The 11,037-nt window shown below is 74.5% G+C and carries 9 protein-coding genes; 5 read left to right on the forward strand and 4 right to left on the reverse strand.

Annotated elements, in window-relative coordinates:
• Positions 1 to 31 precede the first annotated feature (31 nt).
• The 3 genes from aroQ (at position 32) to ACRYRX_RS15630 (ending at position 2,838) form a co-directional block, all read left to right on the forward strand.
• Positions 32 to 472, forward strand: a complete 441-nt coding sequence (gene aroQ / locus ACRYRX_RS15620; protein WP_432513177.1) for a type II 3-dehydroquinate dehydratase — start codon at positions 32 to 34, stop codon at positions 470 to 472.
• 40 nt (positions 473 to 512) lie between these two features.
• Positions 513 to 2,177 carry an FAD-binding oxidoreductase gene (locus ACRYRX_RS15625; protein ID WP_432513178.1) on the forward strand — a complete coding sequence of 555 codons (1,665 nt, stop codon included), beginning with the start codon at positions 513 to 515 and terminating at the stop codon, positions 2,175 to 2,177.
• A gap of 76 nt (positions 2,178 to 2,253) precedes the next feature.
• The gene (locus ACRYRX_RS15630) at positions 2,254 to 2,838 is read left to right on the forward strand and encodes a PAS domain-containing protein (protein WP_432513180.1); all 585 of its coding nucleotides are present in this window, start codon (positions 2,254 to 2,256) and stop codon (positions 2,836 to 2,838) included.
• Positions 2,839 to 2,848: 10 nt separating this feature from the next.
• Here ACRYRX_RS15630 and ACRYRX_RS15635 read toward each other — a convergent pair whose 3' ends face one another.
• The 4 genes from ACRYRX_RS15635 to ACRYRX_RS15650 all read right to left on the reverse strand — a co-directional run bounded on the left by ACRYRX_RS15635 (position 2,849) and on the right by ACRYRX_RS15650 (position 8,328).
• Complete coding sequence (locus ACRYRX_RS15635; RefSeq protein WP_432513182.1) at positions 2,849 to 4,516, reverse strand: ATP-binding SpoIIE family protein phosphatase; 1,668 nt, start codon at positions 4,514 to 4,516, stop codon at positions 2,849 to 2,851.
• A 49-nt stretch (positions 4,517 to 4,565) separates the two neighbouring features.
• Positions 4,566 to 5,390 carry an SDR family NAD(P)-dependent oxidoreductase gene (locus tag ACRYRX_RS15640; protein WP_432513184.1) on the reverse strand — a complete coding sequence of 275 codons (825 nt, stop codon included), beginning with the start codon at positions 5,388 to 5,390 and terminating at the stop codon, positions 4,566 to 4,568.
• Between the two features lie 11 nt (positions 5,391 to 5,401).
• Positions 5,402 to 6,634 carry an MFS transporter gene (locus tag ACRYRX_RS15645; protein WP_432513198.1) on the reverse strand — a complete coding sequence of 411 codons (1,233 nt, stop codon included), beginning with the start codon at positions 6,632 to 6,634 and terminating at the stop codon, positions 5,402 to 5,404.
• A gap of 65 nt (positions 6,635 to 6,699) precedes the next feature.
• A complete protein-coding gene (locus ACRYRX_RS15650) occupies positions 6,700 to 8,328 on the reverse strand; it encodes an EAL domain-containing protein (RefSeq protein WP_432513186.1) in 1,629 nt (542 codons plus the stop codon).
• Positions 8,329 to 8,528: 200 nt separating this feature from the next.
• Here ACRYRX_RS15650 and ACRYRX_RS15655 point away from each other — a divergent pair, with 200 nt between their 5' ends.
• Positions 8,529 to 9,368, forward strand: a complete 840-nt coding sequence (locus tag ACRYRX_RS15655) for an MIP/aquaporin family protein (RefSeq protein ID WP_432513187.1) — start codon at positions 8,529 to 8,531, stop codon at positions 9,366 to 9,368.
• Positions 9,369 to 9,395: 27 nt separating this feature from the next.
• Positions 9,396 to 10,928, forward strand: coding sequence for a glycerol kinase GlpK (gene glpK / locus ACRYRX_RS15660; protein WP_432513189.1), 1,533 nt, complete (start codon positions 9,396 to 9,398; stop codon positions 10,926 to 10,928).
• The last annotated feature ends 109 nt before the right edge of the window (positions 10,929 to 11,037 follow it).

Genomic DNA, 11,037 nt, shown 5'->3' on the forward strand with positions numbered 1-11,037 from the left:
CCTGCGACACGGGCTCGGTACTGTCCCCCGGGTGACGATCCTGGTGCTGAACGGACCCAACCTCGGCCGCCTCGGCAAGCGCCAGCCGGAGGTCTACGGGACCACCACGCTGGCCGACGTCGACGCCCGCCTGCAGCGGCTGGCCGCCGGGCTCGGGGTGCGGGTGGAGCTGCGCCAGACCGACGCCGAGCACGAGATGCTCGCCTGGGTCCACGCCGCCGCCGACGCGGCGGACCCCGTCGTCCTGAACCCCGGCGGGTGGACGCACACCTCGGTGGCGCTGCGCGACGCCTGCGCGGAACTGACGGCCGGCCTGGTGGAGGTGCACCTGTCCAACGTGCACGCGCGCGAGGACTTCCGCCGGCACTCGCACGTCACGCCGGTGGCCACCGGCGTGATCGCGGGCCTGGGCGTCGAGGGCTACGAGCTCGCCGTCCGCTTCCTGGCCGCCCGTGTCGGATCCGGCGCGTAGGCTCGCGCCGGAGTCGTAGGGCGATCAGCTGGGAGCAATCGTGGTCGAGCACATGAAGTGGTGGGGCTGGGGCGTCGAGGGCGTCGCGTTCCACCACGAGGACAAGCCCAACCTGGCGCCGTTCGCGCTGCGGATGGCCGGCATCGACTTCAACGCCCCGCCGGTCACGGTCCCGGACCTGTCCGAGCTGCACGTCCCGGCGTCGCAGGCGCCCGCCGCGCTGCGCGAGGCGTTCGTCGGGGCGCTGGGCGCCGAGCACGTCCACGACGACGACCTCGACCGCGTCGTCCACACCTACGGCAAGTCGATGCGCGACCTCGTCCGCATCCGCCGCGGCGACTTCGGCCGGCTGCCCGACCTCGTGCTCTACCCGGGCACCGAGGCCGAGGTCGAGGCCGCCCTGCGCATCGCCCTGGAGGCCGACGCCGTCCTGATCCCCTTCGGCGGCGGGTCCAACATCGTCGGCTCCCTGGAGGCCCCGCGCGACGAGACGCGCCCGGTGGTCTCCCTCGACCTGGGCCGCATGCGCGCGGTCCTCTCACTCGACGAGACCGCGCAGACGGCGCGGATCCAGGCCGGGGCCCTCGGCCCGGACCTGGAGGCGCAGCTGAACGCGCGCGGCTGGACGATCGGGCACTTCCCCGACAGCTTCAAGCACTCCACCCTCGGCGGCTGGATCGCCACCCGGTCCTCGGGCATGCAGTCCGACCGCTTCGGCGACATCGCCGACATCACCCGCGCCGTGCGCGTCGTGACGCCCAAGGGGCTCGTGGCCACCGCCGAGGTGCCCGTGCAGTCGGCCGGCCCGAGCGTGCGCGAGATGGTCCTGGGCAGCGAGGGCCGGCTCGGGATCATCACCGAGGCCACCGTCCAGGTGCACCGGACGGCCGAGGAGCGGGTCATCCTGGCCTACTTCTTCCCCGACTACGGCAGCGGCCTGAAGGCGATGCACGACATCGCCGCCTCCGACGCCGCACCCAGCATCACCCGCGTCTCGGACGAGATGGAGACGCAGTTCACCCTCGCGACCTCCAAGAAGGGCAGCACCCTCGGGCAGCTGCTCAACAAGGGCGTCCAGCTGTACGCCAGCAAGCGCAAGGGCTTCGACCTGTCGAAGATGTGCCTGTCGTTCATCGGGTTCGAGGGCTCGGCGCTGCACGTGCGGCGCAACAAGCAGCTCGTCGGCGAGATCGTCAAGAAGCACGGCGGCTTCGGCGTCGGCTCGGGGCCGGGCACGCTGTACGACCAGAAGAAGTTCGACACCCCCTACATCCGCGACTTCATCCTCGACCGCGGCGCCTACGGCGACGTGTCCGAGACGTCCTCGTCCTGGACGACGCTGAAGACGCTGCACGACAACGTCGTGGCCGCCGCCAACAAGGCGTTCGCCGAGGTCGGCATCAAGGGGTTCGTCTTCTGCCACCTCTCGCACAGCTACCACTCCGGGGCGTGCCAGTACTTCACCTTCGCCTTCCAGCCGCCCACGGACCGCGACGGCCTGGAGGCGTACGACACGATCAAGGGCGCCATCCAGCAGGCGTTCATCGACAACGGCGGGACGCTGTCGCACCACCACGCCGTCGGCCGCGAGCACAAGCGGTGGGTCACCGACGACCTGTCCCCGGCGGGGGCCGAGATCGTCGGCGCGCTGTTCGCCGGGGTCGACCCCGGCCGCAACCTCAACCCGGGCGCCATCCTCGACTGAGCCACCCGGGGGGCGTTCGGTCCCGTGATCGACCGATGACCGGTAGTGTCCGCGCCAGGCTAGACGGGGGGACACCGTGGGAGAACCGGTCGATCACGGCGCCGGCCGGGGCGAGGACGGGCGGACCGCCCGGGCCGCCCGCGTGCTCGCCGTCCTGCGCGACCTGTGGGGGGACGAACCTCCCCCCGGGCAGGACCCCGAGCTCGCCTGGCTGGTCGACGCCCTCGCGGTCGACGACGCGCACGGGCGGGAGAACGGCTACGTGGTGCGCGGCGACGCCATCACCGTGACGTCGCTGGCGCACTGGCTCACGTCCCCGCAGTTCCCCGACGAGCAGACCGGTGCCTGGCAGTGGGACAGCGCCACCGGCCGCGTCCAGCTCGACGAGCTGGCCAGCCGCGTCCTCGGCGTGGGCCGCGGGCCGGTCGGCTTCGAGCGCCTCGCGCTCGACGTGCACCCGGGCGACCGCGCCCAGGTCGAGCAGGCGGTGCGACGGGCCGCGACGACCGGCGAACCCTTCCGCGTCACCTTCCGCGGCCGCTCCCCGCAGGGGGAGTGGCTGTGGCGCACCAGCGCGGGCCGGCGCGTCTCGGCCACCGGGGCCGGCGTCGTCCTCGTCGGGTTCGTCACCGTCCACCAGCAGGTCCTGCCCGTGGAGTGAGCGGGCCGGCTCAGGCCACCAGCAGGTCCGCCCACACCGTCTTGCCGTCACCGCGGGGGGCCACCCACCACCGGTGGGCGACCATCTGCACGATGCCCATCCCGCGCCCCCCGGTCGCGTCCTCACCCGGGTCGCGCGGCTGCGGCTGACGGGTCGACCCGTCCTCCACCCCCACGCACAGCACCGCGCCCGCGACGTCGTGGCGCAACGTCAGCGCCGCGGGGGACCCGGTGTGCAGGACCGCGTTCGTCACCAGTTCGCTGACCACGAGCTCGGCCTCGTCGGCCGCGCCCACCAGCGCCCACTCGGCCAGCGTCGCGCGCAGGTAGTCGCGCGCCACCCGCACCGCGCGGGTGTCGGGGGGCAGCACCAGCCGGGCCTCGCGGGTGTCCGGGTCGGGCCCGGAGTAGTCCACGACGAGCAGCGCCGCGTCGTCGTTCCCGGCCCGCTGCGCCGGGGCCAGCACCCGGTCCGCGATCGCGTCCGCCGGCTCGGCCGCCGTCGCGGACAGCGCCCGCTCCAGGGTCTGCTCCCCGCCGTCGGTCGTGCGGGGCCACTCCACGACGCCGTCGGTGTAGAGCAGCAGCCGGCTGCGGCCGACCAGCCGGTGCCGGGCCTCGGTGAACACCGCGTCGGTCGCGACGCCCAGCGGGGGACCGGGGTCGACCGCCAGCGCGCGGACCGGGCCGGGCGCGAAGACCAGCGGCGCCGGGTGCCCGGCGCTGGCGACCGCGACCTCCCCGGTGTCCTCGTCCAGGGCCACCAGGCAGCACGTCGCGAACAGGTCCCCCTCGAAGGCGTGCACGAGCCGGTTGGCGCGCTCCAGGACCGCCGACGGCTCGTGGCCCTCGGTGACGTAGGCCCGCACCGCCGTCCGGACCCGCCCCATGAACGCCGCCGCCTCCGCGTCGTGCCCCTGCACGTCGCCCATGGCCAGGACGAAGGCGTGCTCGGTGCGGATCGCGTCGAAGAAGTCCCCACCCACCCGGGCGCCGTCGGTCCCGGGCAGGTACCGCGACGTCACCCGCACCCGGTCGCTGCTCGGCAGCCGGTGCGGCAGCAGCGAGTCCTGCAGGGCGTGCGCGGTCTCGGCGGTCGCCCGCGCCCGGATGAGCTCCTGCTCGTGGGCGGCCACCAGCCGGGCCCGGCGCTCGCGGTCGAAGATGGAGACGACCAGCGTCGCGAGGTCGGCCAGGTCGGCGCGCTGGGTCTCGGTCAGCTCCTTGGGGGCGGAGTCGTCGAAGACGCACAGCGTGCCGAGGGCGAGGTGGTCGGGGGTCAGCAGGGGCGCGGCGGCGTAGCTGCGGATGGTGCCCAGGGTGCCGTCGACCCAGGGGTTGGCGACCCAGCGGACGTCCCGCTGGGCGTCGGGGGCGTGGACGAGGCCGCCCATGCCCAGGGCGTAGTGGCACATCGAGTCGGTGCGGGCGCCGATCCCGCGCTCGAAGCCCTCGGCGGCCAGCTGCCGCTGGTACTGCTCGTCGATGATGTTGACGACGGCGTTGGGCAGCCCGGTCAGGCGGGTGGCGAGCCGGACGATGGCCTGCAGCTCCGGCGGCGGGGGCGCCGAGACGTCGACGTAGTCGCGCAGGGCGGCCAGCCGGGCGGCTTCGTCCGGTGCGGTTCGTCCGCTCGGGGGGACCACCTCGCTGGTCCCTGCCGAGGTGGCAGCGTTCACAGCCCTACGTTACTCCTCGATCACACAGAGTGTTCTAGAAAGCGCGGGGTCACGCTCCGCGCGTGGGGTGGCGCCGGGCGGCACCCGACGGCATCCGGTTCCACACCGTGCTCACCAGCCCGCGGGGCAGCACGTCCAGGACGGTCGAGACCGCCTTCCATCGCTTCGTCGGCACGCTCACCGCCCGGCCGGCGAACAGGTCCTCCAGCGAGGCGTCCACGACGTCGTCGATGTCCAGCCAGATCCGGCTCGACAGCGCCGAGCTGCCGCCGGACCTCATCCCCGACCGGGCGTGGAACTCGGTGCGCACGTACCCCGGTTCGACGACGGTGGCCCGCACGCCCGTGCCGCGCAGCTCCCCGGCCAGCGTCTCGGTCAGGACGATGACGTACGCCTTGGCCGCGGAGTAGTGCCCGCCGCCGGGCACCAGCCCGGCCACCGACCCGACGTTGAGGACCCACCCGCGCCCGCGCGGGACCATCGCCCCCACCGCGGCCCGCGACAGCACCATGACCGCCCGGCACAGCACGTCGAACATCCGCTCGTGGTCGGCCGGGTCGCCGTCGAAGAAGCGCTGCCGCAGCCCGAACCCGGCGTTGTTGACCAGCAGGTCCACCGGCGCGGCGGTGCTGCCCACGCGCTCGGCGACCCGGCCCAGGGCGGCGCGGTCGGACAGGTCGGCGACGAGCACCTCGACCTCCACCCCGAAGTCCGCGCGCAGGGTCGCGGCCGTGCTCGCCAGGCGGTCGGCGTCGCGGGCCACGATCACCAGGTCGAACCCGCGTCCGGCCAGCGAGCGCGCGTAGGCCGCCCCCAGGCCGGCGGTGGCCCCCGTGACGAGGGCGGTCGGACGGGAGGACGGGACGCTGGTCACGAGGGGCGAGCCTAGTGAGTCCCGGCCCCGACCGGTCGGCGCGCCGCCCAGGACCGCTGGGCGAGCAGGCACACCAGCGCCGCCGCCACGACGGCCGAGGCCGCCACGGTCAGCGCGAGGCGGGCCCCGGCGGCGTCCAGCAGGACCCCCGCGACGGCGTTGCCGACCGCGGCGCCGGCCGTGATGGCCGTCGACAGCCAGGCCTGCGCCTCGCCCAGCCGGTGGGCCGGCGCGAGCCGGTCGACCAGCGACTGGGCGGCGATGAGGTTGGGCGAGACGAACAGCCCCGTGCCGAACAGGGCGACCACCAGGACGGCCAGCGGGACGCCCTCCCCGGCCGCCGCGGCGACCGCGAACATCAGCAGCCCGAACAGCGTCAGCGTCACCAGCAGCCGTCGCCGGTCCGGGCTGCGCCAGTCGCGGCTGCCGTAGAGCAGGCCGCCCAGGGCCGAGCCGCCGGCGATGGGCGCGAAGAGCGCCCCGAGCCGGTCGGCGGAGCCCAGCAGGTGCTCGGCCAGGCCGACCAGCGAGACGTCGAGGACGCCGAAGCCGATGCTCATCACGGCCATCACCACCAGCAGCAGGACGAAGCCGGGGCTGTGCAGCAGCGCAGAGCCCGCCCCGGGGGCGTGCCCGGCCGCCTCCTGCCGCGGGACGTGCGCCGCGCCGGGGGAGCGGGCGTAGACGAGGGTCCCGCCGACGAGCAGGGCGACCGTGACGAGCAGCGGCAGCGGGACGAACCCGAACAGCACGAGCACGCTCAGCAGCAGCGGACCGCCGACGAAGATCGACTCCACGGCGACCGCGTCCAGCGCGAAGCCGCGCCGCCGCCGCTGCTCGTCGGGCACCACGACGCGCCAGGTCGAGCGCATCGCCGGGCTCAGCGGCGGGAAGGTCGCCCCGGCCAGCAGGGCCAGGACCGGCAGGACCGCCGCGGGGACCGCGGTCCAGACGGTGGCCCCGGTCAGCACCAGCAGCAGGAAGCCGCTCAGGCTCGCCGAGGGCACCAGCACGCGGGGCTGCCCGAGGCGGTCCATCGCGCGGCCCCACAGCGGGGAGCCGACGGCCAGGCCCACGGCGAACAGGCCGGTGACGATGCCGCCGAGGGTGTAGTTGTCCCGGGCGGTGCGCACCAGCAGGACCAGCCCCAGCGGGGCGGTCGCGATCGGGATGCGGGCCACCACCGAGGACACGAACGGCCTCGCCACCAACGGATCGCGCAGCAGCGCGAAGTACCCCGACATGCCCACCGGTTCCTCGTCGTCGACCGCTGCCGTGCGATCGTTCCCAGTTCTCCCGGGGAAGCTTGTCAGACGGGCCAGATCCGCGCGCAGTGACCTCCGGCACCGCGTGCCGTTTCGAGGGCCGCGAGCGCCTGCCGGTGGGCCTCGGCCCCGGTGAGCGCCCGCTGCGGGGCCAGGCTGGCGCCGATGCTCACCGACATCGAGGGGTGGTCGTCGACGGCGATCTCCACGGCCATCAGCAGCGCGTCGGCGACCCGTTCGACCACGCCCTCGCTGCCGGCGCGGGGCAGGCCGGTGAGCAGCACCGCGAACAGGTCCGGGGCCAGCGGCAGCCAGCGGTCCACCGAGCGCACCGCCCGGCGCATGCGGCGCACGACGGCGTCGCGGCCCCCGCGCCGGCAGGTGCCGTCGACGCCCACGAGCAGCAGGCCGGTGCCGGTCCCGGTCCGCCGGTCGCCCTCGAGGGCGTCGGCGACGAGGTCGGTCAGGTCGACCGTGCGCGCCGGGGCGGGCGGTTCGGGGCGGTGCGGGGGGCGCTCGCCGGTGAGGACGTCCTCGACGAGGTCGGCCACGAGGTCGGGGTCGTGGCTGACGACGAGGGTGCGCTCGCCGGAGCCGGCCCCGGGGCGGGCCAGGACGACCGAGGCGGTGCGGGCGGACAGGACGGCCAGGCCGTGCCCGTCGAGGTCGCGGTGGGCGCGGACGGCGACCGGGCCGAGGTCGGCGGCGTGCCGGCGGGCGCCGGCGCCGCCCAGGGAGACCAGGACGGTGGGGTCGGGCTCGTGCCGGGCGCGCAGCCGCAGGTGCGTCAGGGCCTGCTCGGCGGCGTCGGCGCCGGCGGGCCGGGCGGCCGCGGCGAGCCGGTCGGCCGGGGTGGGCCGGTCGGTGGTGGTGACGGGCAGCGGGCCGGTGGTGGGTACGGGCAGCGCGGTGAGCACGTCCTCGGGCCGGGCGGCGCGGGCCACGGCCCAGCCCTGGACGAGGTCGGCGCCCAGCGCCACGGCGCGGGCGTGGTCGCCGGCGTCCTCGACGGACTGGGCCAGGACGCGCGCGCCGGTGCGGGCGGCGTGCGCGCCGACGAGGGCGCTGACGGTGGCGACCTCCTCGGCGGTGCGCCGGGCCAGCAGCCGCAGGTCCAGCTTGACGACGTCGGGGCGCAGCACGGGCAGCAGGGCCAGGACGCCGAGGTCGGCGCCGACGCCGTCGAGGGCGACGCCCCAGCCGGCGGCGCGGGCGCGGCGGGCCAGGCGCAGGCCGGCGCCGGGGTGGGTGAGCAGGCTGCGGGCGTGGACGTCGACGACGACCGGGACACCCGGCGCGTCGAGGCCGGGCGCGTCGAGGCCGGGTGCGCCGGCGGGCGGCAGGCCCTCCAGGGAGGAGTTGAGGAACAGCGTCCAGGGGGCGGCCAGCCCGAGGGAAGTGGCGTCGCGCAGGGCGGTGCGGTGCGCGGCGAGGTCCAGCTCGGCCACGCGGCCGGCGACGGCCGCGGCGCGGAAGAGGTGGGCGGGGGTGGACAGGCCGGAGTCCGCGGGGCCGCGGACGTAGGCCTCCAGGGCGACGGGACGACCGGTGGCGGCCTCGTGCACGGGCTGGAAGACGGTGCGCAGGGTCCCCTCGCGCAGGATCGCGTCCAGCTCGGACGGGGTGGGCGCAGGGCGCGGCCCCGGGGCGGTCGGGGTGCTCAGCGCGGTCATGGTCGCGTCATCGGCAGGTCGGGCCGCGACCTTGAGCCGTCCGGGTGAACGACTACGGAGGGTGAGGACTCGGCGGGTGGGGGCCGGGGAGCGATCGTTCGACATGGTCGAACGGGTGGCGTTGACGCGCGGGAACCTCCCTCCTACCTTCACGACCACGGCGCAAACGCCGTGAAACTCGACTCAACGTGGAGTTCCCCATGTCCCACAGCAGGTCCTCGGCGGCGGCCCCCGCCCGCCCCGTGCCCCGCACCCCCACCCTCACCGGCGAACTGCTCGCGGAGTTCGCCGGCACCGCCATCCTCATCCTGTTCGGCGTGGGCGTCGTCGCCCAGGTCGTCGCCGGGCAGAACGGCGACAACGACTCCATCCACTGGGCCTGGGGCCTCGGGGTCACCTTCGGCATCTACGTCGCCGGCCGTACCACCGGCGCGCACCTGAACCCCGCGGTGACCATCGCCCTGGCCGTCTTCCAGGGCTTCTCGTGGAAGAAGGTGCTGCCGTACTCGGTGGCCCAGTTCCTCGGCGCCTTCGTCGCGGCCCTCATCGTCCGCTGGGTCTACGCCGGCCCCATCGACGGGGTCGACCCCGGCCACACGTACGACACCCAGGGCATCTTCTCCACCCTCCCGGGCACCAACGTCACCATCGGCGGCGCGTTCCTCGACCAGGTCGTCGGGACCGCCATCCTGGTGTTCCTCATCTTCGCCGTCTCCCAGGCCAAGGCCATGCCGCCGGCGGCCAACCTCGCCCCCCTCATCGTCGGCCTCATCGTCGTCGCCATCGGGTTCGCGTGGGGCAGCAACGCCGGTTACGCCATCAACCCGGCCCGCGACTTCGGTCCCCGGCTGGCGTCGTTCCTCACCGGGTACGACACGGCCATGCGCGAACCGGGCGGCTCGTTCTACTTCTGGGTCCCGATCGTGGCCCCGGTCATCGGCGGCCTCATCGGCGGCGCCCTCTACAAGGTGCTCGTCGAACGCCACCTGCCCGACCAGGACGCCGCGGAGCCCGAGGGCCGCGTCCACACCGACGACTGACACTCGACGAAGAGAGACGGACCAGACATGAGCGACACCCCCGCCCCCCAGTACGTCGGCGCCGTCGACCAGGGCACCACCTCCAGCCGTTTCATGGTCTTCGACCACAGCGGCAACGAGGTCGCCAAGTACCAGCTCGAGCACACCCAGATCATGCCGAAGCCGGGCTGGGTGGAGCACGACCCGATCGAGATCTGGGAACGCACCAGCTCGGTCATCCAGTCCGGTCTGCGCCAGGCCAACCTGACGGCCAAGGACCTCGCCGCCCTGGGCATCACCAACCAGCGCGAGACCGCCGTCGTCTGGAACAAGAACACCGGGCGCCCGTACTACAACGCGATCGTGTGGCAGGACACCCGCACCGACCGCCTCGCCTCCGCGCTCGACCGCGACGAGCGCGGCCAGACGATCCGGCAGAAGACCGGCCTGCCCCCGGCCCCGTACTTCTCCGGCGGCAAGATCCAGTGGATCCTCGAGAACGTCGAGGGGGTGCGCGAGGCCGCCGAGGCCGGTGACGCCATCTTCGGCAACACCGACGCGTGGCTCGTCTGGAACCTCACCGGCGGACCCCGCGGTGGCGTCCACGTCACCGACGTCACCAACGCCAGCCGCACCATGCTCATGGACCTCGAGACCCTGCAGTGGGACGACGAGCTGCTGGAGATCTTCGGGATCCCGCGCGCGATGCTCCCCGAGATCAAGCCGTCCTCCTACACCCAGGGCTACGGCACGACCCTGCCGACGGGCCCGCTGGGCGGCGAGGTCAAGCTCACCGGCATCCTCGGCGACCAGCAGGCCGCCATGGTCGGCCAGGTCTGCTTCGACCCGGGCATGGCCAAGAACACCTACGGCACCGGCAACTTCATGCTGCTGAACACCGGTGAGGAACTGGTCCGCTCCAAGGCCGGCCTGCTGACGACGGTCTGCTACCAGTTCAACGACGACAAGCCCGTCTACGCCCTCGAGGGTTCCATCGCCGTCACCGGGTCGGCCGTGCAGTGGCTGCGCGACCAGCTCGGCATCATCTCCGGCGCGGCGGAGTCGGAGTCGCTGGCCCGCCAGGTGCAGGACTCCGGCGGCTGCTACTTCGTGCCGGCGTTCTCGGGCCTGTTCGCCCCGTACTGGCGTTCCGACGCCCGCGGCGCCATCGTGGGGCTGTCCCGGTACAACACCAACGCCCACATCGCCCGCGCCACCCTGGAGGCGATCTGCTACCAGAGCCGCGACGTCACCGAGGCCATGTCGGCCGACTCCGGTGTCGCGGTCGAGGTGCTGAAGGTCGACGGCGGGATCACCGCGAACACCCTCTGCATGCAGCTGCAGGCCGACGTCCTCGGCGTCCCCGTCTCCAAGCCCGTCGTGGCCGAGACGACGGCGCTGGGGGCCGCGTACGCGGCCGGTCTGGCCGTCGGGTTCTGGAAGAACCTCGACGAGCTGCGGGAGAACTGGAACGAGGGGGCCCGCTGGGAGCCCTCGTGGAACGACGAGCAGCGCGCCGACGGCTACGCCGGGTGGAAGAAGGCCGTGCAGCGCACCCTCGACTGGGTGGACGTCGACTGATCCCGGTCGAGCGCACCACCCCCTGAACGGGGGGGGGGGGGGGGGGGGGGGGGGGGGGGGGGGGGGGGGGAGGGGACCGCGGCCGCCCGCGCGGCGGGGGCGGCCGGTG

It is taken from the genome of Kineococcus lubricus, assembly GCF_050871965.1.
GTDB lineage: Bacteria > Actinomycetota > Actinomycetes > Actinomycetales > Kineococcaceae > Kineococcus.